15 protein-coding genes are annotated in these 21,787 nt (G+C 66.9%); 7 read left to right on the top strand and 8 right to left on the bottom strand.

Features of this window, described 5'->3' with window-relative positions; genetic code table 11:
- Nucleotides 1–13: 13 nt before the first annotated feature.
- Nucleotides 14–2,212, bottom strand: coding sequence for an alpha/beta hydrolase family protein (locus tag ACLJEU_RS01915; protein ID WP_414663353.1), 2,199 nt, complete (start codon nucleotides 2,210–2,212; stop codon nucleotides 14–16).
- Nucleotides 2,213–2,414: 202 nt separating this feature from the next.
- Here ACLJEU_RS01915 and ACLJEU_RS01910 point away from each other — a divergent pair, with 202 nt between their 5' ends.
- From ACLJEU_RS01910 to ACLJEU_RS01900, 3 genes are all read left to right on the top strand, one after another.
- A complete protein-coding gene (locus ACLJEU_RS01910) occupies nucleotides 2,415–4,613 on the top strand; it encodes a dienelactone hydrolase family protein (RefSeq protein ID WP_414663354.1) in 2,199 nt (732 codons plus the stop codon).
- A gap of 170 nt (nucleotides 4,614–4,783) precedes the next feature.
- Nucleotides 4,784–6,883, top strand: a complete 2,100-nt coding sequence (locus ACLJEU_RS01905) for a hypothetical protein (RefSeq protein WP_414663355.1) — start codon at nucleotides 4,784–4,786, stop codon at nucleotides 6,881–6,883.
- 144 nt (nucleotides 6,884–7,027) lie between these two features.
- Nucleotides 7,028–7,381, top strand: coding sequence for a hypothetical protein (locus ACLJEU_RS01900; protein ID WP_414663356.1), 354 nt, complete (start codon nucleotides 7,028–7,030; stop codon nucleotides 7,379–7,381).
- 187 nt (nucleotides 7,382–7,568) lie between these two features.
- Here ACLJEU_RS01900 and ACLJEU_RS01895 read toward each other — a convergent pair whose 3' ends face one another.
- A complete protein-coding gene (locus tag ACLJEU_RS01895) occupies nucleotides 7,569–7,850 on the bottom strand; it encodes a hypothetical protein (protein WP_414663357.1) in 282 nt (93 codons plus the stop codon).
- A 198-nt stretch (nucleotides 7,851–8,048) separates the two neighbouring features.
- Between ACLJEU_RS01895 and ACLJEU_RS01890 the strand changes: the two genes are divergently transcribed.
- Nucleotides 8,049–9,719 carry a hypothetical protein gene (locus ACLJEU_RS01890; protein ID WP_414663358.1) on the top strand — a complete coding sequence of 557 codons (1,671 nt, stop codon included), beginning with the start codon at nucleotides 8,049–8,051 and terminating at the stop codon, nucleotides 9,717–9,719.
- Nucleotides 9,720–10,027: 308 nt separating this feature from the next.
- Here ACLJEU_RS01890 and ACLJEU_RS01885 read toward each other — a convergent pair whose 3' ends face one another.
- From ACLJEU_RS01885 to ACLJEU_RS01870, 4 genes are all read right to left on the bottom strand, one after another.
- On the bottom strand, nucleotides 10,028–10,237 hold the full coding sequence (locus ACLJEU_RS01885) for a SlyX family protein (protein ID WP_414663359.1): 210 nt from the start codon (nucleotides 10,235–10,237) through the stop codon (nucleotides 10,028–10,030).
- On the bottom strand, nucleotides 10,221–10,829 hold the full coding sequence (locus ACLJEU_RS01880; protein WP_414663360.1) for a response regulator: 609 nt from the start codon (nucleotides 10,827–10,829) through the stop codon (nucleotides 10,221–10,223). Before ACLJEU_RS01880 ends, ACLJEU_RS01885 begins: the two co-directional genes overlap by 17 nt.
- Before the next feature lie 115 nt (nucleotides 10,830–10,944).
- A complete protein-coding gene (locus ACLJEU_RS01875) occupies nucleotides 10,945–13,194 on the bottom strand; it encodes a thioredoxin domain-containing protein (RefSeq protein ID WP_414663361.1) in 2,250 nt (749 codons plus the stop codon).
- Between the two features lie 98 nt (nucleotides 13,195–13,292).
- Nucleotides 13,293–14,339, bottom strand: coding sequence for a deoxyhypusine synthase family protein (locus ACLJEU_RS01870; protein ID WP_414663362.1), 1,047 nt, complete (start codon nucleotides 14,337–14,339; stop codon nucleotides 13,293–13,295).
- An 88-nt stretch (nucleotides 14,340–14,427) separates the two neighbouring features.
- Here ACLJEU_RS01870 and ACLJEU_RS01865 point away from each other — a divergent pair, with 88 nt between their 5' ends.
- Nucleotides 14,428–15,378 carry a DMT family transporter gene (locus tag ACLJEU_RS01865; RefSeq protein ID WP_414663363.1) on the top strand — a complete coding sequence of 317 codons (951 nt, stop codon included), beginning with the start codon at nucleotides 14,428–14,430 and terminating at the stop codon, nucleotides 15,376–15,378.
- Nucleotides 15,379–15,610: 232 nt separating this feature from the next.
- Nucleotides 15,611–17,485, top strand: a complete 1,875-nt coding sequence (locus ACLJEU_RS01860; protein WP_414663364.1) for an ABC-F family ATP-binding cassette domain-containing protein — start codon at nucleotides 15,611–15,613, stop codon at nucleotides 17,483–17,485.
- A 151-nt stretch (nucleotides 17,486–17,636) separates the two neighbouring features.
- Here the strand turns inward: ACLJEU_RS01860 and ACLJEU_RS01855 are convergent, their stop codons facing one another.
- Complete coding sequence (locus ACLJEU_RS01855) at nucleotides 17,637–18,878, bottom strand: alpha/beta hydrolase family protein (protein WP_414663365.1); 1,242 nt, start codon at nucleotides 18,876–18,878, stop codon at nucleotides 17,637–17,639.
- A 138-nt stretch (nucleotides 18,879–19,016) separates the two neighbouring features.
- The gene (locus tag ACLJEU_RS01850) at nucleotides 19,017–20,588 is read right to left on the bottom strand and encodes a hypothetical protein (protein ID WP_414663366.1); all 1,572 of its coding nucleotides are present in this window, start codon (nucleotides 20,586–20,588) and stop codon (nucleotides 19,017–19,019) included.
- 141 nt (nucleotides 20,589–20,729) lie between these two features.
- On the opposite strand from ACLJEU_RS01850, the gene ACLJEU_RS01845 reads away from it, so the two are divergent.
- Complete coding sequence (locus ACLJEU_RS01845) at nucleotides 20,730–21,779, top strand: SGNH/GDSL hydrolase family protein (RefSeq protein WP_414663367.1); 1,050 nt, start codon at nucleotides 20,730–20,732, stop codon at nucleotides 21,777–21,779.
- The last annotated feature ends 8 nt before the right edge of the window (nucleotides 21,780–21,787 follow it).

Below are 21,787 nucleotides of genomic sequence, written 5' to 3'. Positions count from 1 at the left end.
TTCGCCCCGGCGTTCATCGCTTCGTCGCCGGACGGGTCGGCGGCGTGACCCGCGCCGTGCCATCGAGCCAGTCGAACACGAGCCGCTGGATTTCCGGCGTGAAACGGTTGAATTCCTCCGGCGTCGCGAGTTCGACCTGTTTGAACGGCTGCACCAGCCGCTGGAGCGCGGCGAGATCCGCGTGACGATCGTGGGTCGGCGCGACGACCAGCGTGCGGCGCGGGCCGATCGCGCGCAGCACGTCGTCGTAGTCGAGCGGGAGCTCCGCCGGGGTGTCGGCATAGAAACCGAAGCGCGGCACGAGGCCGTGCAGATGGGAATAGGCGCGGATGCCCTCGGTGTCGCGCGACGTGCGCAGCGGCGTGAACCCCGCCACGGAAATCACGCCCGCCGGCCGATCGTCCAGCGCCGCGGTCCACAACGCCACTTTGCCGCCGAGCGCGTAGCCGAGCAGGTAAATGCGCGATGCGTCGATCTCCTTCAGCCCCGCCGCCGCCGTGATCGCCGAACGCGTATCCGCAACCATCTTACCGAGGAGCGACCAGTGCGGATAGCGTTGGTAAAAATCCTTCGCGTGCTCGATCCGCGTCCCGAAGCCGATCTGGTCGAAGGACAGCACGGCGTAGCCGCGCCGGATGAGTTCGACGAACGGCGCCTTCGCCTTCCACGCATAGCCGTTGGCGTGGGCGAACGGGTGGAGCCAGATGACGAGCGGTCGCGGGGCCGTGCCTTCCGCGGGCAGGTAGAGATCCGCCTTGAGATCGACGCCCAGCGCGACGGGCACGATCTTCATCGAGCGATCCACCGGCAGCGGCGCAATCTGCCGGATCCAGCCGCCATCGCCGGCGAGGACCGGGCCGGGATTCGTGGGCGTCTGCAGCGAGATCAGCGCCGGCTCCTCGCCGAGCGCCCAGCGCACGCGGTTCACCGTGGGCACGGCGCCCTTCGTTTCGCGCGAGATTTTTTTCCACTCTTCAAAGGTGTAGCCGAGGATGAACGTCTGCGGCACCGGGCGCGCGCTGCGGCCGAACACGCGATCGAAAAAATCCACGTAGCCTTCGATGTCGCCCGAGCTGGTGCCGTGCAGGCCCTGGCGCAGATGAAGCGACAGGTGGTGCGCCGGCGCGCCGAGAAAATCGTAGACGCGCCGCACCGAACGGTAGTTCTGCTCGAAGCCAAGCGCGCTGTTGGCGGACTCGGTGTAGGCCGAGGCCATCATCGCGCCGCGCGGCGCGACCAGCGCAAACATCGAGTTCTGATCGACCGGCAGCTTGTCCTCGCGACCGATGAAGAAGCGCAGCCGCAGCGAAAACCAGTGCGGGTTCACCTCGATGATCCGTTCCATCGTTTCGTTCGCGAAGGGATCGCTAGTGTAACGCCAGGGGTTCGACTCGCCGGTGTTGCCGCCCGACGCCACCACCGCGCCGATCCGCTCGTCGTACGCCGCGGCCGTGAGCGCAGCCTTGCCGTTGCGCGAGTGGCCCGTGATGCCGATCTTCGCGGCATCGACCTCGGGGAGCGTCACGAGGTAATCGATCGCGCGACTCGCCGCCCAGGCCCAGCGCGCAAGACAGGAGAAGTCATAATCCGGATACAGCTCGATGAACTTGTCGGAGTCGTCCTCCTCGCCGTAATACGGATCGCTCGCGCGGTAGATGCACCCGATGTAGCCGCGCGCCACCGCCGTGGCCGCCCAGGGCCGCGAGCGGTTGTGATTCGTGAGGAACACCGGGAACGGCCCCTTTCCCGGCGGAATGATCACCTGCACGTGGAGAATGCCGCGATGTTCCGGCCCGAACTCCAGCCGCACGTCGCGCACGAGCGCACCGCCGTCGCGCCGCTCGCCCGTCACCACCGCGCGCACATTGCCCGGTGCCGGCGGCATGTGACCGGTGATCCACTGTTGGAGATCGCGCTTCAGCTCGGCGCGGCGCGCCGGCCAGTCTGCGGGCGTGCGCACGCCTTCCAGCGGATCGGGCAGGAACGGCTGCGATCGCATCGCGGCAAAATCCGGCGGCAGCGCGCCCGTGCGCTTCTGCCACGCCTCCCACGTGGCATCGAGGGCGTTGATGCGACCGCGCGGCTCCTTGGTCGGACTGAGAATCCGCATCAGCTCGAGATCCCGGCGTTGCTGCTCCTGCGCTTCACCCCGCCAGGCCAGCAGAAAACATCCGAGGCCGATCGCACCGCGCCACGTCGTGGTCCATTTCATGTCCGCCGATTCAACGAAACTCTGCGCGGGCGGCGAGCGCATCCAGCGCACTTTTCGGCGGGTCGCCCGCTTAACGCCTGGACGCCGGAGATTGACCCCGCGCGCCGCGGCCTGAACATCTGCGACGCCGTCGGCGTGGCTTCCAACGCTGGTTGCGCCGCGTCAGGTTCGTCCCCGGTTACCCCTCACCCTCCCACTCCCGATGTCTTCGCAGTTCCCGCTCGCCCCGTCCGCCCTGCTGTTGCTCGCGTTGCTCGCGCCTACCGTCAACGCCGCGCCGCGGGTCCTCGCGTCCGGCGTGCTGCCGGATGACGTTCGCCTGCAGGCGCCGAAGGATCTCAACGGTTACTTTCCGTTCACGCCCGCCGCGTCGAAGGCCGCGTGGGCGCCGCGCGCCGATTACGTGCGCCGGCAGATTCTCGTTTCACAGGGCCTGTGGCCGATGCCAACGAAGACGCCGCTCAACGTCGTCAGCCACGGCCGGATCGATCGGCCGGACTACAGCGTCGAAAAAGTCTATTTCGAGAGCGCGCCCGGCTTCTTCGTCACCGGCAATCTCTACCGCCCCAAGAACATCACCGGCAAAGTCCCCGGCGTGCTGTTCGCGCACGGCCACTGGAAGGACGCACGCCTCTCGGAGGAAACCGAAGCGAAGCTGCGGCAGGAAATCGCGACCGGCCAGGAGCGGTTTGAACAGGGCGGCCGCAGCCGCTTTCAATCGATGTGTGTCCAGCTCGCGCGGATGGGCTGCGTGGTGTGGCAATGGGACATGCTGAGCGACTCGGATTCGCTGCAATTCACCGAGGCCGTCGTCCACCGGTTCGCGAAGCAGCGGCCCGAGATGAACACGACGACGGCGTGGGGCCTCTACAGCCCGCAGGCCGAGGCGAATCTGCAGAGCATCATGGGACTGCAAACGTGGAACGCGGTCCGTTCGCTGGATTTTCTGCTCAGCCTGCCCGAGGTGGATCCGGACCGCACCGCGATCACCGGCGCGAGTGGTGGCGGCACGCAGACGATGCTGCTGGCCGCGATCGATCCGCGCGTGCAGCTGTCGTTTCCCGCCGTGATGGTCAGCACCGCGATGCAGGGCGGCTGCACGTGCGAGAACGCGTCATTGCTGCGCGTGAACACGGGCAACGTGGAGTTTGCCGCGCTGTTTGCGCCGAAGCCGCAGGGCATGACGACGGCGAACGACTGGACGAAGGAAATGGCCACGAAGGGGTTTCCCGAGCTGAAACAGCATTACACCGCCCTCGGCGCGCCGAACGCCGTCATGCTGCACCGCGGCGAACATTTTCCGCACAACTACAACGCGGTTTCCCGCTCGGCCTTCTACACGTGGCTGAACCGGCATTTCAAACTGGGTTTCACCGAGCCGGTGATCGAACGCGACTTCGAGCCGCTGTCGCGCGCGCAACTGAGCGTCTGGGACGCGCGCCATCCCGCGCCGACCGCGACCGGGCCCGCCTTTGAGCGCAGCCTGCTCCAGTGGTTCACGACCGACGCCGAGAGTCAGCTGCGCGCCAGCGCGGCGTCGCCGGAGCGTTTTCGTCAGACTGCCGGCAGCGGCGTGGAGGTCCTGATCGGACGCACCTACGCCGAGGCAGGCGACGTCACGTGGCAGCTCAAGGACAAACAGGATCGCGGCGGCTATCTCGAACTCACGGGCACTCTGCGCAACACCACCCACCGCGAGGAGCTGCCGGTGATCTGGCTGTATCCGAAAAAGCCCAACGGCCGCGCGATCGTCTGGCTCGACGACGCCGGCAAGGCCGCGCTGTACACCGCGGACGGCGCGTTGCGGCCCGCGGTGCGCAGCCTGGTCGACGCCGGCGTCACGGTGCTCGGCGCGGACCTGTTGTTCCAGGGCGAGTTTCTGGCGAACGGCCAGCTGCTCACGCACACGCGACTGGTCGCCAACCCGCGCGAGTTCGCCGGCTACACGTTCGGCTACAACCACGCGCTCTTCGCGCAACGCACGCACGACGTGCTCACCCTCGTGGCTTTCCTGCGGAATGCGCGCGTGCCGTCGCACCCGAACCCGACCTCGGTCGCCGTCGCCGGCTACGGCCGCACCGGTCCCATCGTGGCCGCCACCCGCGCGGTGGCCGGCGCGGCCATCGATCGCGCGGTGGTCACGACCGGTGGTTTCCGTTTCGGCCAGCTGCTCGACTATCGCGATCCGAGCTTCCTGCCGGGCGGCGCCAAGTACCTCGATGTCCCGGGCCTGCTCGCGTTGAGCGCACCCCATCCGTTGTGGGTCGCGGGCGAGGGCAAGGAACCCGCGCTCGTCTCCGACCTCTACCGCACCGCGGGCAAGGCGAATCAGCTGGCGGTGTACAACGGAGCAGCTGCCGAACTCGAGACCGCGTCAATCACCTGGCTCATGCAGGAGTGACGGCGGCCGATCGATTTCCTGGGACCGCGACCGCCCTCGGTCGCAATGGACCGGAAGCCAAAACGTCGGGGATCCAGCGACACACCCGTCTTTCATCTCCAATCCAGCTGAGTAGTTCCACTAGGCCCGAATAGGTTTGCCCGGGTACACCGATCCGCTGTCCTTGCGCGGTGAAAAATTTCGGCACTCGGGCCCGGCACTTCAAACGCGCGCTGGGTCTGCCCATCGCCCTATTTCTCGCCGGCCTGCCGTGCGCGCACGCGCAGACTCGTTACACGATCACCAATCTCGGCAGCCTCGGCGGCTCGACCACCCAGGCCAACGCCATCAACGCCGCGGGAACGGTGGTGGGATTCGACGCCACGTCGTTTCAAACGGCCCGCGCCTTCATCTATTCCGGCAGCACCCTGACGGCGCTGCCCGCTCTCAACAACGCGCGCAATGAAGCCCTGGGCATCAACGCCTCGGGCGTCGTCGTCGGCACGAACACGACGTTTCCGAATGCGGACTTCCGCGGGTTCATCGTCGCCAATGGTTCGCTGACGGATCTCGGCGTCAACACGACGGCCGTCGGGATCAACGACGCCGGCACCGTCGTCGGAAACCAATTTCCGCGCGCCTTTATCCGCTCCGCCGCGGGCGTCGTGACACCGATCGGGCCAGCCACGGGCTCGACGACCATTGCGACCGCGATCAACGCCTCGGGTGTCGTCGTCGGCTACGCCGAGGGCGCCAACCGGCGCGCGTTCAGTTACACCAACGGGACGCTTACCGACCTCGGTGCGCTGCCCGGCGGATCGAACAGCTACGCGTTTGCCATCAACGCGGCCGGTGTCGTCGTCGGCCAGTCGAACGAGTCGACCAACCGCCAGCTCCACGCCGTCATCTTCACCGGCGGCAACGTCATCGACATCGATCCGAACGGTGCCGGCACCTTCGGCAGCTCGGCCACCGGCATCAACTCCGCCGGCGTGATCGTGGGCCAGAACGCCGTGGGCCGCGCCTTCGTTTATACGGCGGCGACCGGCCTGGTCGACCTCAACACGCTCGTCACGAATCTCGCCGCCACGGGTTTCGACCGCCTCATCTCCGCGACCGCGATCAACGATGCCGGTCAGATCGTCGGGTTCGGCGCCCTCGCCGGCGGCGGCACCCGCTTCGGCGCGTTCCGCCTCGACATCAGTACGATTCCCGCCCCTCCGACCATTGTCGCGGGTCCGCAGCCGCACACGGTCGCTCCCGGCAGCAGCGTCGTCTTCGCAGTCACCGCCACGAGCACCGGCCTGAGCTACGAGTGGCGTTTCAACAACACGCCGATCCCTGGGGCCACGGCCGCAACGTACGCCATCGCCGCCGCCACGCCGGCCAACGCCGGCAGCTACTCGGTTCGCGTCTTCAATGAGGGCGGCACGGTCACGAGCGCACCCGCCACGCTCACGGTCAGCCCGGGCGCGGCCGGCCGGCTGATCAACCTTTCGATTCTCACCTCGCTCGCGGGTGCCGCCGACTCGTTCACCATGGGTTACGTGGTGGGCGGAGCCGGCACCGCGGGCTCCAAGCCGCTGGTGATCCGCGCCGCCGGTCCGTCCCTCGTCCCTCTCGGCGTATCCGCGGCCCTCTCCGATCCGAAGCTCGAACTCTACGCCGGCCCGGCCAAGACCGGTGAAAACGACAACTGGGGCGGCGGCGCGGACATCGCCAACGCCATGAGCGCGGTGGGGGCGTTTGCGTTCACCGGCCCGACGTCTCGCGACGCCGCCGTCGCCACCGCCATCGCCGCGGGCAACAACTCCGTCATCGTGTCCCCGGTCGGCAATCTCAGCGGCTCCGTCCTCGCGGAACTCTACGAAGCCACGCCGCCCGCGGCCTTCACCGCCGCCACCGCCCGCCTCGTGAATGTGTCCGTCCTGAAGAATATCGGCACCGGCCTCACCGCGGGTTTCGTCGTGGGCGGCACCGCTTCGAAGACCGTGCTTGTCCGCGCCATCGGCCCGACGCTCGGCGCCGCGCCGTTCAACGTCCCGGGCGTGGTCGCCGATCCGCAGCTGACGCTCTTCTCCGGCCAGACGCGGATCGGCGAGAACAACGATTGGGGCGGCACGGCTGCGCTGACGGCGGCGTTCAACCAGGTCGGCGCGTTTCAATTGCCCGCCGCCTCACGCGATGCCGCCGTGCTCGTGACGCTCGCGCCGGGCAGTTACACCGTCCAGGTCAGCGGCGTCGGCAACACCACCGGCACCGCGCTGGTGGAAGTGTACGAAGTCCCGTAAACGATCCCACGCTTCCGCTCCGCCGCGGCTCGCGCCCGCCGTTCCGGCTGGAGTGCCGACGCGACAGGCGGGTGCGCCGTTGCACGCCCGCGTTGCCATCCGGCGGTGCGTGGTTTTTCTCGGCCCGTGTTCGCGCTGATCGCCATGGCACCCTTCTTCCTCGTCTTCGAGGTGTGGCAGCTCGTGTTAAGCGAACGCTATCTCGGCATCAAACAGATCGAGCGCGGCGCGGATCCACGTCAGCTCGGACTCGGCGAGCTCACGGCCTTTTTCTGGAGCGTGCTGCTGATGGGCTACTGGTGCTGGATGCTGCTGCTGCTCGCGGTGCCGGCCGGGCGAATCAACGCCGCCGGTCTGCTCCTGATCTCGATGATCGGTTTCTCGCTGCGCCGCGGCGCGCGTTTCAAGTGGGTCCTGGTCATCCTCACCTTCGAAGGCGCGATGCGCGTCGGCCTGCTGCTCTCGCTCTGCTCGGTCGTGTGGCGGCGGTGGGTGTGAGCGGCGGCGCGGGCGCGCAGAAGTTGAGAGTTGAGGGCTGAGAGTTGAGAGCAGGACCAAGGCACCTCAGCACGTGTCATGAGACCGCATTGAGAAATAACGGTCCGCTGGCTCGATCGCTCAACTCTCAGCCCTCAACTCTCAACTCATGTCGTGCGGCAGCCACTTCCGAATCACGTCCACCGCCTCACCCCTGAAACCGCCGGGTCTCGGCCTTCGGCGCGGGCTCGGCGAATGATCTTTCGAAAAACTCCTGCGCGGCGGTGATGTACTTCGAATACTTCGTGTAGTCGCCGGCCCACGAATTCGGAACCTGGATGCGTTTGATCACGCCCCGGCCCATCTTGTCGGGCGCCGTGCCATCCGGCGTGAGCTCCAAAGTGAACGTGGGGGCATGCGTGCGCACCACAAAGTGGCGGGATCCGTCGGAGCCTTCGCGCTCAACGCGCAGGAATTCGGAGAAGTTCATCGCGCATCCGGAGTCTGTCGCGATCCACCCGCGCGCACAACCACCGAATCACGCGCGCCGGCTCGCGCCGCGGCCACGCCGCCTTTTGCCCTTGAGCCTCACCGCCGCGCGGCGCACAAACTGAGCGCCGCCGGCCTGTCGCGCCCCGTCGCTCCAGCGATGACGCGCCCGACCGGCCACCACGGTGGTGGACGCCCCATGAATTCATCCGATCAGTACTCAAAGCTGCCAGCATGGATCTTCATCGCGACCGACCTCGCGTTTATCGGCGCGGCCCTCGCCATCGCCACGCTGAGCCCGCAGCCGCTCTCCGGCAACGCGATCATCTGGATCGTGATCTGCATCGCGCTCGGCGCCCTCGTTGGCCTCGTGCCGATCGTGGCGTTCTACGAGCGCCGGAAAAACGAGACGCTCGATGAACGCCAGCGCGCCCTCGAAGCCCTGGCCCGCACGGTCCATTCGTCCGCCGAACAAATCAGCATCGCCGCCAACGGCCTGCACGAAATCGCCGAACTCGCGTTGAAGAACCTGCGGATGGCCGAGCATCTGCCCCACAAGCTGCAGGACAAGATCGCGGAGTTTCAGGCGCAGCTGGCCGCCGCCACCGACGCCGACAAGGAGGAACTCGAGCGCGAACTGCTCGCCCTCCGCACCACCGAAAGCGAGCGCCTCGAATCCGTGGCCCAACGCATCGCCAAGTCCTCCGCCGAGTGGACCAAGCTCGAGGCCGCCACCCACCAGCATCTCACGGCCGCCAACGAGGCCGTCGGCAAACTCGCCCTCGGCACGGCCAGCGCCATCACCAACGCCACCGTCGCCGCCGAACAGGCGCTGACGCAGGCCCGCGTCGAAGCGGCCCGCACGCTCGGCGACGCCAGCGGCAAGGCCACCCGCGCCATCGAGACCGCCCGGACCGCGGCGCTCGCCGACTTCGACGCCCGCATCGCGGCCGCGTCGAGCGTGATCGTCGACCGCGTGCTGCACGCCGTCAGCGCCCGGCTCGGATCGATCCCCAGCGCACCGCCGCCGCCCGCGGCCGTTCTCCCGCCCGCCGTCGCCGTCGAGGCAGAACCTCCCGCCGTGACGCCTGCAGCGCCCGTCGACGCGCCGGCGGCAACCGATGCCGAACCCGCGGCTGCCGCGGCTGAAACCGCGCCCGCCCTTCCGAGACGTCCGCGCAAGCCCCGCCGCGAAGAGAACGTCGCTCACGCCCAGGCACCCGACTACGTGGTGGCAACGCCACCGCCGCCATCGCCGTCACCCGAAGCGCCGGCAGCTCCGACGACTCCGGCCGATGCCCCGATGGCACCCGCACCTTCACCTGTCGTCGTGGACGAACCGGCGCCCGTACCCGTGACGGAAATTCCCGAGATCACGCCGGTGGCGCCCGAGACCGCCGAGCCGTTCACCGGTCACATTGCCTCCCGATCCGCTCCCACCTTGCCACGGCCGCCGGCCGAAGCGCCCGCCGACGCACCGGACTTCGCGAAGGTCGCGCGCAAGCGGCCGGCGAAGCGGATCGAGGACGATGAGCCGGGCTTGGGTTTGGATCTCGGCGACGCCAACGGCTCCGACTCAGGGCGGTCCGCGGAGCGCGTGCTCACTTCGGACGGCGCCACGCGCTTGATTGCAACGGCGTACATTGGCATCGGCAACCGGCTCTTCATCCGCGGCGACGGCCCGGGCCTGAGCTGGGAAAAAGGCGTGCCGCTGCAGTTCGTCTCGATCGGCAAGTGGCGCTGGGAAACGAACGACGCCACCGGCGCCGTGCAGTTCAAGCTCTACAAGAATGACGAGGTCGAGTGCGCCGCCCTCGGCACGCAGTCCCTGGATCCTGGATACCAGCAGGAAGTGACCGCGGGATTCTGAATTTTCGCCGGCAAGCGCTTTGCCGGCTGACGCATTGCTGCAACGTCGCTACGAAGGCGACCGACGAAGCCCGCAACCCAGGCTTTCGCTCTTTCGAAAGTCGGTGAGGATTGGATCTGATACCAATCGCTCCTTGCTTTTGGACTTCGGGATTGATCGTGGCTACGAGCGCCAGCGAGTGGCCGAACGACCACTCGCTGGCGCTCGTAGCCACGGCTAAAGTCCAAAGGCAAAGAGCGGTTGGGATGAAATCTCAGATTTCAGATCGGCCCGCCACGTTCTCGCCAACCACACGGAACCCGCGTGCCTCAATAATGCGGCGGACGTTCGTCCTCCGCACCGGCGCCCGAATCCGAGTCCGACGCCTGCTGGCCGGAACTCCGCGCGCGCAGCGCCTTCATCTCGCGCCGCAGCACGGCGATTTCCTCGCCCAGCTCGAACATCGCCTTGTCCTGCTCCGTCACGTGCCGCTCGAGGTAGGCGATCTTCTCCTCGAGCTGTCTAATGCTGTCGTTCAACGGAGGGAGTGGGCTTGGCCGCAGCGGCCTTGAGTTGCTGGATCTCCGGCAGGACGACGCTCTGGTAGCAATCCGGGCAGATCGAGTGACTGAAATCACTGCCGGTGCGCTCGCCGATGTAACCCTCGATCTGCTGCCAGTAGTTCTGGTCGTCGCGGATTTTTTTGCAGTACGAGCAGATCGGCAGCATCTCCTCGAGCTGCCGGACCTGCGTCGTGTAACGCAGGATACGCTCGGCCACCCGCAGTCGCGTCCACAACTCGGACAGATCGAGCGGCTTGGTCAGGAAATCGTCCACGCCGGCATCCGCCGCGCTCTTCTGGTTGTCCTCCGACGCGTCGCGCGCGGTGAGCAGAATGAAATACGTGTACTCGGCGCCGACCCGGCCGCGAATTTTCCGGCAGAGCTGCAGGCCGTCACTGTTCGGCATCATCCAGTCGCTGACGACGACCCGTACACCCTCGTTGGCCTGCAACAGCTCCCACGCCGCCTCACCATCCTTGGCCTCGAGGGCTTCATGGCCGAGACGCCGCAAGGCCTGGCGCAGCATGGCACGGGCAACGGCATCGTCTTCGACAGTCAGGATTTTCACAGCGGATCAGTGGTGGAGTGCAGTGCGCCGGACCGCCCGGACGGACCGGTGGGCAAGGCGCGCTTTCAGTGGACCTTCACTTGGGCGGGCAAGCGCGTCCGCCACAATGCGAAAATCAGCGCAGGATCGCCCGCAAGGCCTCAGGGGTCGACACCGGAGCCTGACAGGAAAACTCCTCGCACACGTAGGCAGTGGCCCGCCCTCCGACCGGGTCCATGCCGGCGAGCCACGGTGCCCGCTCCGCCAGCCACGCCTGACCCGCACCTCCGTCCGCCGCGAGCAGGCTGCGTCGATAACCGATCGACTCGTGCAGGACCGCCGCCAGCGCGCGAAAATCCGCCGCCGCCGGATCACCCGCAATCACCACATGGCGCGGCGGTTCGAGTGCGAGCTCCAGCGCACACACCAGTTGCGGCATCGCCTGCGGCAACCGGCTCCACTGCGCGCGGAACGCTTCGATGGTTCTCCGGCCGCGCTCTCGCCAGGTCGCGTCGTGCCAGAGCCCGCCCAGCCGCAGCAGGTTCAGCGCCGCCACGCTGCTCGGCGCCGGCTCCGCCCCGTCGTAGTCTTCCTTCAGGCGCAACACGATGCTGGGATCGTTCGCGGGCGAGTTGAAATAGCCGCCACGCGCCTCGTCCCAGAAACGCTCGTCCATCTTCGCCTGCAACCGCACGGCCCATTGCAGCCAGCGAATCGCAAACGAAGCCTCGTACAAATCGAGCAGGGCCTGGATGAGGAACGCGTAGTCCTCGGCGAAGCCCTCGGTCGCGCCGCGGCCCTGACGCCAGCTGCGGTAAAGCACACCCGAAGCCGCGTCATGCAATTCGCGCTCGATGAACTCCGCCGCGCGCGTGGCCGCGGCCAGACAGCGCGCGGCGTCCGCCGCATCGCCCGCGGCCCCGAACACCTGCGCCGCCTTCGCGAGCGCGGAAATCATGAGGCCGTTGTTCGCCGTGAGAATCTTGTCGTCGAGCAGCGGTCGCGGCCGTCGGGCCCGCACCGCGCGCAACCGCGTCATGGCCGCGATCAGCCGGTCGTTCGCCTCGTCCGGCGACAACGCAGCCGCGCGCGCCGACTCGGCCAGCGACCGCCGCTGCACGAGAATGTTCTTCCCGCGCAACTCGCCGTGCGGATCGTACTGGGCCGGGACATTGCCCGCGGCCTCGACGCCGAAATGCGCCTCGAAAAACACCGCAAGATCGCTCGCGGCCGCACGCGCCGCTGCCGCGTCTCCGGATTCCGGATGCAGCGCGGCGCGCAACTCCGCCTGCGTCCACACATAAAACGCGCCCTCGGCCTGCGCGTGCGCGCCCGCGGCGTGAGCCGCCGCCGCCTCGCCGAAGACCGGGCTGTCCGCATCCTCCGCGGTGTAGAAGCCGCCTTCCGGGCTCGTGAGATCGCGCGCGACGTAGTCGAAGATGTCGCGTGCCATCCACGCGAAACGCTCGTCACCGGTCGCCTGCCGCGCCTCGAGACAGTTGATCGCGATCTGCGCCTGATCGTAGAGCATTTTCTCGAAGTGCGGCACGAGCCACGACTCGTCGACGGAGTAACGGTGATAGCCGCCGCCGATGTGATCGTGGATGCCGCCGCGCGCCATCGCGCGCAGCGTCGCACTCGCGAGCCGCACCGCCTCGGCGCCCATCTCGCTCGTCACGCCCTGCAGCGCCGCAACGCGAAACAGGAAGTTCAGATTCGCCGCGCGCGGAAACTTCGGCGCGCCGCCAAAGCCGCCGTGCTCGGGATCGAAACTCTCGTAGAAATGCTCGAAGCCCTTCTCGAACGCCGTCCCCGCCGCCTCGACCAGCGTCTTCTCTCCTTTGCTGCCTGGCGTCGCGTCGCCTTCCGACCCGCGGTTGCCGGCGTAATAATCCGTAAGCGCACCGAGCGCGCGCTCGCCTTCGGCCACGAGTTTCTCCCGCTCGTCGCGCCAGCCACGGGCGATCGCCTGCAGGATGGCCGGAAAGCCGGCGCGACCCTGCCGATCGTCCGGCGGAAAGTACGTGCCGCCGTAAAACGGTTTCAGATCGGGCGTCAGCCACGCGCTCAACGGCCAGCCGCCGTGGCCGGTCATCGCCTGCACGTAGGCCATGTAGACCTTGTCGACGTCGGGCCGCTCCTCGCGGTCCACTTTGATTGCGACGAAGTGCTCGTTGAGGATCGCGGCGATGGCGTCGTTTTCGAACGACTCGTGCGCCATCACATGACACCAGTGGCAGGTCGAATAGCCGACGCTGAGGAAGATCGGCTTCTGCTCCGCCCGGGCGCGGGCGAACGCCGCGTCGCCCCACGGCAGCCAGTGCACCGGATTGTCGGCGTGCTGGAGCAGGTAGGGCGATTTTTCGGACGCGAGCGCGTTGGGCATGGCGGATGAGAAAACACGAAACGCAGGAAACACACGAAGACAAAGCGCGGCGCCGTTTGGCCGCCGCGCGTCGCGTTCCCCGACAATCCGGCCCCGCCTTACTTTCCGAGCACCCAGTTGAAGATCAACGGCGCCACGATCGTCGCGTCGCTCTCGACGATGAACTTCGGCGTGGAGCCCGCGAGCTTGCCCCAGGTGATCTTCTCGTTCGGGACGGCGCCGGAGTAGCTGCCGTAGCTCGTGGTGGAGTCGCTGATCTGCGCGAAGTAACCCCAGAGCGGCACGCCGGTGCGCTGCAAATCCTGGTGCAGCATCGGCACGACGCAGATCGGAAAATCACCCGCGATGCCGCCGCCAATCTGGAAGAAGCCGATCGAGCCCTCGCCGTTGCGGAGCTTCTTCGCGGACTTCGTGTACCACTCGGCGAGCGTCATCATGTACTCGATGCCGGTGCGCACGGTGTGGACGTTCATCACGTCGCCGCTGATCACGTGGCCCGCGTACATGTTGCCCAGCGTCGCGTCCTCCCAGCCCGGCACGATCATCGGCAGGTTCTTCTCGCACGCCGCGAGCATCCACGAGTTCTTCGGATCGATCTGGTAGCTCTTCTTCAGCTTACCGCCGCGCAGAATCTTGTACATGAACTCGTGCGGGAAATAGCGCTCGCCGGCTTGGTCGGCCTTCACCCACTCCTCGAGCACAACGGATTCGATGCGGCGCATCGCTTCCATCTCGGGAATGCAGGTGTCGGTCACACGATTCATGTGCCGGTCGAGGAGCTTCACCTCGTCCTCGGCGGTGAGGTGGCGGTACTGCGGCACGCGCTCGTAGTAATCGTGCGCGACGAGATTGAAGATGTCCTCCTCGAGATTGGCGCCGGTGCAGACGATGGCGTGGACTTTGTCCTGACGAATCATCTCGGCCAGCGAGATGCCGAGTTCCGCGGTGGACATCGCGCCCGCGAGCGTGACGAGCATTTTTCCGCCGTAGCCGAGGTGGGTTTCGTAACCCTTGGCCGCATCGAGCAGCGCGGCCGCATTGAAGTGGCGGTAGTTTGTGGCAATGAACTTCGAGATCGGCCCCTTCTTGGCGGCGAGCGCGGCGTTGATGTCCTCGGGGCGTTTCGTCTGACGTTTCGCTTTCATGTGTAGGCGCTGAAATAGAGCGCGGCTGAAACGCAACGCCACAAAAAACCTTCGCGTGATCTGCGCGCGCGTTCGAGCCTGCGTGGCCGTGTTCGCCTCGTTTCTCGCCGCCTGCTTCTTCGCCCTCAACGCCACCTGCGCCAGCCACAGCGTGCGCGACTTCGGGCCGCTGCGCGCGAACCTCGGGCGGCTGATCGTCGCCGCCGTCCTGCTCGGGCTCTTCGCGCACACGCTCGGCCACGGCTTCACCAGCGCGAGCGTGGGCTGGTTCCTCGCGAGCGGCGTCATCGGCATGGGCCTCGGCGATCTCGGCGTCTACGCCGCGCTGCCGCTGCTGGGATCGCGATTGACGGTGCTCATGACGCAATGTCTCGCCGCGCCGCTGGCCGCGTTGGGCGAATGGCTCTGGCTCGGCACGCGGCTGACCGCGGTGCAGATGGCGTGGGGCGCGCTCATCCTCGCGGGCGTGGCGATCGCGATCACGCCGAGCAAATCAAGTCCGCCGCGGGTCAAGGTGCAGCCGCTGGGCTTTCTCTTTGGCGTGATCGCCGCGTGCGGTCAGGGCTTCGGCGCCCTCGTCAGCCGCAAGGGCGTGAATGTCGCGACCGCGGCCGGCGAAGTGGCCAACACCGCCACCTTCGGCCTGACGGCGGCCTACCAACGCATTCTCGCCGGGCTCGCCTTCGTGATCGTGTGGTTCGTGGTGCTGCGCCTGGTCAGCCGGAGTGCCGCGGGCCTGCCGGCGGAATCGTCGCTCAAGGCGGCCAACGACGACGCCACGATCGTACCGCGAAGCCGGACGCGCGCCTGGGGCTGGATGCTGGCCAACGGCCTCGCCGGCCCGGTGCTGGGCGTGGGCTGTTATCAGTGGGCGCTCGCCACAACGCCCAGCGGGCTCGTCCTGCCCATCGCCGCGACCGCCCCGCTTCTCTCCATTCCGATCGCTTTCTGGCTCGAGGGCGACCGCCCGCCGCGCCGGGCCATTCTCGGCGGCATCCTCGCCGTCGGCGGCTGCATCGCCCTGACAGCCGCCCGATAAGGGAAGTCGGCGAGGGCTGACCGACTCACGCCTCGAATTACAACTTCACTTGCTTACCAGTCTCCTGTTTCCGGTCTCCGGTCTCCGGTTTTGATTCTCCGGTTTCCGGTTTCCGGTTTTGGATCTCCGGTTTCGAACCTCCGTTCTCCGCTTTTGAACGTCGGCCGTCGCCAAAGCAAATAAACCGCGAGATTGACGATCTCCCCCGCTCCCGGTCTGTTGTCCGGTTCCGATGCTCACGATCGCCGACGTTTCCAAGTCCTACGGTACCCGCGAACTGTTTTCCGACGTTTCGATCTTCATCGCGCGCACGGATCGCCTCGGGCTCGTCGGCCCGAACGGCGCGGGCAAGTCGACGCTGTTCAATCTGATTCTCGGCGAGGAGAAGCCGGACACCGGTACGATCGAATGGGAGCGCGGCGCGGACTTCGGCTTCCTCCCGCAGGAAAGCGCGCCTGCGGGCGACGAGACGATCCTGCACATCGCCACGAGCGGCAAGAAGCTCGAGCCGACCGACGACGACTACGACATCGACTACACGCTCGAGCCGCGCGCAAAAAAGATTCTCGCGGGCCTCGGGTTCAAGGAAGGCGACGCCGTGAAGCTGGCGAAGACGTTTTCCGGCGGCTGGGTGATGCGGGCGCATCTCGCGCGCCTGCTCGTGGCCGAACCGGCGCTGCTGCTCCTCGACGAGCCCACCAACCACCTCGATCTCGAGGCGCTGCTCTGGTTTCAGGACTATCTCACGCGCTATCCCGGCGGCCTCGTCGTCATCTCGCACGATCGCGCCTTTCTCAACGCCCTCTGCACCGGCATGCTCGAGCTCCGCGCCGGCACGCTCCATTACTACCACGGCAACTACGACAATTTCCTGAACGAAAAGGAAGCCCGCAAAGCCCAGCAGGCAGCGGCATTCAAGAACCAGCAGCGCGAAATCGCCCATCTGCAGAAATTCGTCGATCGCTTCGGCGCCAAGGCCTCGATGGCCTCGCGCGCGAAATCGAAGGAGAAGCAAATCGAACGCCTCGAAGCCGTCGCCGTCGAGGAACCCACCGAGGAACTGAAGCGGATCAATTTCAAGTTCCCGCAGCCGCCCCGTTCCGCGCTGAAGGTAATCGAGCTCGAGCACGTGCGCCAGGCCTACGGCGAGCACGTCGTGTACAAGGATCTCAACTTCACCGCCGAGCGCGGCCAGCGAATCGTGCTCGTCGGCCCGAACGGCGCCGGCAAGTCGACGCTCCTCAAAATCCTCGCCGGCGTGCTTCCGATCCAGGGCGGCTCGGTGGAGCTCGGCACCAATGTGGTACCCGGTTACTTCGCGCAGAACCGACTCGATAATCTCCACGCCGACGCGACGGTATTCGAGAACGTGATGGAGCTGCGCACGAACGAGAACCAGCTCACCGAGCAGCAGGCCCGCGCGATTCTGGGCGCGTTTCTCTTCCGCAAGGACGACGTGCACAAGCCGGTCGGCGTGCTGTCGGGCGGCGAGAAATCGCGTCTCGCACTCGCCCGCATCCTCGTGAAGCCGCCGAATCTCCTCCTGATGGACGAGCCGACGACCCATCTGGACATCCAGTCGATCGACTCGCTGATCGGCGCGCTCAAGGCCTACGAGGGCACGCTGATCTTCATCAGCCATGACGTGCATTTCATCCGCGCACTCGATGCGACGGTGTTGCACGTGCACAGCGGCCGACTCACGCCGTACGCCGGCAACTACGACTACTACCTCGAGAAGTCGAAGGCCAGCGACGCGCGCGCCGCGCTCACCGCCGGATTCACCGACGCCCGGCCGGTGCAGGCACCGGCCAATCTCAAATCTCAGATTTCAAATCTCAAATCGCCGTCGAAGACGGCGAAGCCCAGCCCGAATGAAATTCGGAAATTCCGCGAACACGTCGGGCAGCTTGAAAAAAAGGTCGTGGAATTGGAAACCAAGCAGGCCGAGATCACCGCGGACCTCGAGGCTCCCGAGACCTACGCCGACAAGGGGAAATTCCATCATCTCAACCGCGAGCTGAGCACGATCGTCGATCAGATCAACACGGCCACCGCCGAGTGGGAAGACGCCGCGACGAAGCTGACGGAGATGGAGAAGCCGTAAGGCGAAACGCCGACTCCGTTCCGGCCCTGGCGCCGTGGCTACGAGCGCCAGCGAGTGGACCGACGTCCCCTCGAACACACTGCCCCTCGGTCATATTCGATCCTGCACGGATGACTCCGCGGCCGAAGTTGGACCGACCGCAGTCCGCTCGTTACGGCGCAAACTGCACCGGCGTGCTGACCATGGCGTCACGCTCGTCGACGACACTCACGTACCACGTGTTCGCAGCGGCCGGCGGTTTCGGCGCGGTGATGACTTTTCCGGCGATCGTCGCCGGCACCGACGTCCACTTCCGTTGGGAACGGAGCCCGGTGTCGGTGGTGAAGTGAAGCTGCGCCGATTTCAGCGTGGTCGCCGCCTCACACGTGACCACGACCGATTCACCGCGGATCGCCGGCAGGCCCGGCACTGGGAGCGGCGGCGTGCCGAGACACTTGGAGTCGATGAAGAGCCCAATCTCCTTCGGTGCCCAGCCGGCGGGATGACCGTGCGGCATCTTCACCTCGATGCGCAGCTGCTTTTCGCCGGGCACCACCGCAAAACTCTTCATGTAGCTGTCGAGGACGTAGTGAATGTCGTTCGTGCCATTGACGAAAAAGATCGGCACGCGACAGCGCGGCAGAAGGCTGCCGGGATCGTACGCCTTCACCCAGGCGGCGCTCCGCTCGCCAAGCTTGTCGATGCTGGGCTTCTGCACCGATTCGCCCTCGTGCAGGAAACCACAGCCATACACCGGCACCGCCGCTTTGAAGCGATCGTCCAGCGAAGCCACGAGGCAGGTCGTGTAACCGCCCCAGCTGATCCCGGTCACCGCGGTGCGGTCCGCATCCACCTCCGGGAAACTGCGGAGCAACGTGTGCGCGCGAATCACGCTCGCCGCGGCGTGAAACGGCCAGTCATCGCTGGTGTCACCCCCAATCGAATCGAATTTTTCCGGGTGCCCCTGATTCGGCCCGCCGTTGGGCAGACGCGTGCGCGTGCCGGCCTTGTGCGCATTGCCCTTTGCGTTACCGCTGGCATCGAATTCGGGATCGACGGGCCGAGACCCGCTCAAGTCCATCGCGATGGCGGCGTATCCGCGTTTCGCCCACAAGTGCACCCAGTCCGCAAACGCGGTCCCACCGCCGCCGTGAATCAGGACAATGCCGGGAAATTTCGTGCCGGGTTTGGCCGTACCCAGCGTGACCGGCGAGGCATAGAACGCGAACACTTCGGTCGGCCGCCCCTGGTACACTTCGCCCGCGTACGTCAGCGCCTGGATCGGCTGATCCCGCTGCAGCCACGTCACCGCGGGCACGTTGGCCTTGAGCGCCGTGAGATCCCACGGCCCGACCTGTTCAGCAGACAGCGCACTGCAGAGGAGCAAGGAAACGACGGTGAAGACAACTTTCATGGGGCAGCGTAGATTGGGCTTGGATGAAACTGGGACCGCGACCGCCCCCGGTCGCTCCGTAACCTAGGCGACCGGGGGCGGTCGCGGTCCCAGGGGAAGTACGGTCCCACGGGCAGTACAAGGAAACATCAAGCGCGCTCACCGCGTGCCCCCCTGCGGCTCGTTCAGCCGCAGTTCGACCCAGACAATCTGCTGCGCGCCGGCGCCCGCTCCCGCGCGCACGGCGATCGTGTTGTAACCCGCCCGCACGTCGGCCGGTGATCCGGTGAACGTGAGCACGCGCGCGGAACCGCCGAAGGACTTGGGCTGCGGGAGATCGGCACCGGCCTGCAGCGGGCGATCATTCAATGTGACTGCGATCGTCGCCGCTGCCACGCCCGTTCGCTCCGCCAGGCCAATGGCCACGCCGACCGCGCCCGGGGCGTCATGAGATCCTGCATACACGCGAAACGTCGCGTCACGGCCGAGCTCGACCGGCAATTGGGTACCGTCCGGGAATCCCGGGGGCACCGTGTCGCGGTACGTGACGGGATAACGCTGGAAACGTCCAGCCACGGCCGCCGGTTTAAGGCCGGTTCGGAGCAGTTCAGCGTAATCCTCGGCCGACACGGGCCGCGTCTGGCTGTCCATCCAGTTGAAGAGATAGAGGCTCTCGGCACCGCGGTGCTGCGCCCCCGCCGCGAATCCGCGCAGCGTCGCGAGATCATTGGGTCCGGTCACGCCGCTCAGCCACGCGCGCAGATTGTGTTCGAAGCCGGGAACGACTGCGACCGTCGCGGCGGCCGGCCCGAGGCGTTCGCGCCATACCTCGAGGGGAATGTCGAAGTCCGACGTGCGCCAGAAGGGACATGGAACGATGAGATCGATCCAGCCCTCGCGCGCCCAACGCACCGCATCGAGACCGAGTCCGGCCGCGGCGTCGGGATGTGCCGTGACGCGCACGCCGAGGCGAATCGGATGACCGCGCCGGCGGCCCCACTCATCGGCAAGCCGGCGCGCGTCGCGCACGAAGGCGTCAAGCAACGGCGCCTCCTCGCGTTCGCGGCCGGGCGTGAGGTGGAGCGGAAACCGCATCCAATCGAGCTCGATGCCGTCGGGGTCGTAACGTTCGAACAGTTCCTGCAGGAACGCGGCGTGATGCGCCCGCACGGCGGCGTGCGCGTAGTTGAGCGCGTGATTCGTCCACGGCTGAATCGGGCCGCCCGGCACGCGCCGCAGCTCCGGATGCGACCGCCAGAACTCGGAGTGCATGAAGCTGTCGGGTGCATCGACGGAGTGCACGTCGTTCATCCGCATCGAGAGCCAGGGCGACAGCCCGCGCTCCCGCGCGCGCGCGATCCACACGGCGTACGGATCGAGGCCGGCGTCGTGCAGCCGCTTCGCGTTCTCCGGCCACAATCCCTTCGGCGCGACGCCGCTCACCGGATCCCAGATCGCCTCGCGCGTCCGGCTGCGGAAGCTCGCGCGCATGGAATTGGGACTGAGGAAGAGATGCGTGACCGCGGTGCCCGCGTACTGATCCATCCACGCGATCAACTGGGCGCGCGTCATCTCCTCCGCCGGACGCGAGCCGAAGAAGTGGCTGTTGTCCTCATTGACGATCAACGCGCCGGCTGGAATGACGCGCCCGGCGGACGCGGCCAACGCAGCAACGACCGGCAAGACGAGGCAAAGCGCAAAGGCCCGAAGGAAACGTAGCGGCGGAAGCATGCAGAGGTAAGTGGACTGCGGATACCGGGCCTGACCGACGGGTCAAGCCGTCCGCCCGCCCACTCCGCCGCAACACCGCCGCGAGCGCAACCGTGTCTTGTCTTGGCCGCGTTCCTGTCCGGTGATCGCCCCCGCCACCCCATGCGACCTCCCCTTATTTCCCTCGCGTTGGCCGTCCTTGCCTGCGGCCTGTTCCTCGCCGGCTGCGCCACGGCGCCCTCCCATCGGCTCACCCGCCAGACCGGCGAGTCGATGGTGTTCATCGGCGACGAACCCTCCACCCTGGCATTTCCGCCTGCCATCGGCGGGCCCTTGCACCTCCGCAGCACGTATGCACCCGGGCCTGCCACCATCGTGTACGAAGAGGGCCGCGACTATCGCTTCGACGCCGCGCGCGGCACGCTCACCCGGCTGCCAGGATCGCGCCTGCCGGACTTCCGCACCAATGTCCTGCACGGCCAGAGCGATTTCGACCACACGAAGTTTCCCGGCTACGGCAACAAGGCGTTCTTCGCCTTCGCCGACTACCCGCTGGAGAGTGCGGTCACCTGGCCCGTGCAACCCACGCAGGTCCACCGGCTGCAGGCCACTCGCGCCCGACTGGCCGCGGGCGGAGCGCTCACGATCGTTGCGTTCGGTGACAGCATCACGAACGGCGGCGAGGCCTCGACGCCCGATCTCATCTTCTGGCAGCGCTGGACCGACGATCTCAAGGCGAAGTATCCGTCGGCGCGCCTCAACGCGATCAACGGCGCCACGGGCGGCGACACCACGGTGCGCGGCCTGCAGCGCCTGCAGGCCAAGGTCCTCGACGCCAAACCCGACCTCGTGCTGATCGGTTTCGGGATGAACGATCACAACCGGCGCGGCGTCCCGCTCCCCGACTTCGAGCGCAACCTGCGAGATCTGGTCGCGCGTATCCGGGCATCAACGACGGCTGAGATCGTGCTGTTCTCCACCTTTCCGCCCAACCCCAAATGGACGCATGGAACTCAGCGCATGGCCGAGTACGCCGCCGCCACCGGGCGCGTCGCAAACGACACCGGCTGCGCCTATGCCGACGTGTTCAACCACTGGCAGTCGATGGCCGCGCGCAAGCGCCCCGAGGATCTCCTCGCGAACAACATCAATCATCCGAACGATTTTGGGCACTGGATCTACTACCGCGTTTTCAGCGCGCTCGGACTCTGATGCCGGCG

Source organism: Terrisphaera buseokensis (assembly GCF_047521145.2).
GTDB lineage: Bacteria > Verrucomicrobiota > Verrucomicrobiia > Opitutales > Opitutaceae > ER46.
This window is presented reverse-complemented; position numbering and strand designations above follow the sequence as displayed.

Bases quoted from the DNA above. Each gene is read 5' to 3' on its own strand.
- ACLJEU_RS01915 (WP_414663353.1), bottom strand. From the start codon at position 2,212: ATGAAATGGACCACGACGTGGCGCGGTGCGATCGGCCTCGGATGTTTT.
- ACLJEU_RS01910 (WP_414663354.1), top strand. From the start codon at position 2,415: ATGTCTTCGCAGTTCCCGCTCGCCCCGTCCGCCCTGCTGTTGCTCGCG.
- ACLJEU_RS01900 (WP_414663356.1), top strand. From the start codon at position 7,028: ATGGCACCCTTCTTCCTCGTCTTCGAGGTGTGGCAGCTCGTGTTAAGC.
- ACLJEU_RS01895 (WP_414663357.1), bottom strand. From the start codon at position 7,850: ATGAACTTCTCCGAATTCCTGCGCGTTGAGCGCGAAGGCTCCGACGGA.
- ACLJEU_RS01890 (WP_414663358.1), top strand. From the start codon at position 8,049: ATGAATTCATCCGATCAGTACTCAAAGCTGCCAGCATGGATCTTCATC.
- ACLJEU_RS01875 (WP_414663361.1), bottom strand. From the start codon at position 13,194: ATGCCCAACGCGCTCGCGTCCGAAAAATCGCCCTACCTGCTCCAGCAC.
- ACLJEU_RS01870 (WP_414663362.1), bottom strand. From the start codon at position 14,339: ATGAAAGCGAAACGTCAGACGAAACGCCCCGAGGACATCAACGCCGCG.
- ACLJEU_RS01860 (WP_414663364.1), top strand. From the start codon at position 15,611: ATGCTCACGATCGCCGACGTTTCCAAGTCCTACGGTACCCGCGAACTG.
- ACLJEU_RS01855 (WP_414663365.1), bottom strand. From the start codon at position 18,878: ATGAAAGTTGTCTTCACCGTCGTTTCCTTGCTCCTCTGCAGTGCGCTG.
- ACLJEU_RS01850 (WP_414663366.1), bottom strand. From the start codon at position 20,588: ATGCTTCCGCCGCTACGTTTCCTTCGGGCCTTTGCGCTTTGCCTCGTC.
- ACLJEU_RS01845 (WP_414663367.1), top strand. From the start codon at position 20,730: ATGCGACCTCCCCTTATTTCCCTCGCGTTGGCCGTCCTTGCCTGCGGC.